Here is a 368-nt window from a genome sequence, read left to right as displayed (position 1 = left end):
CGCAGCATTGTGTATCCCGAAGACGCTGCATTGATGCAGTCTCTGATCGCGGACTTGCGTAAGAAAGTGGATATTGTGGTAGTAAGTCACCACTGGGGCCAATACCGACCGGCGTACCTGACCGAGTACGAGCGTTCACTCGCCCGCGCGGCCGTCGACGCGGGAGCCGACATCGTGTTGGGACACCACCATCACTTCCTGAGAGGGATCGAAGTTTACAACGACAAGCCCGTGTTCTATGGCCTAGGCCATTTTGTGTTCGACTTGACGGGCAAGGAATGCGTCTTCGGGGGGTACCTGCGCAAGGAGATGGGCGACGATGCGATCTTTCCGCGGCCAGGATATCCGTTGTCGCCGTTCCCGGAAGA

Annotated in this window: 1 protein-coding gene; it reads left to right on the top strand. The window is 57.9% G+C overall.

Going from position 1 to position 368, the window contains the following annotated elements; all coding sequences use genetic code 11:
- Positions 1–33 precede the first annotated feature (33 nt).
- Positions 34–368: CapA family protein (locus AC0L27_RS41235; RefSeq protein ID WP_473323849.1), on the top strand; the 335-nt coding region annotated here is incomplete at its 3' end.

The organism is Bradyrhizobium sp. Ken51 (assembly GCF_055807435.1).
Note: the sequence above shows the minus strand (reverse complement) of the source record. Positions and strands in the feature narration are given on the sequence as shown.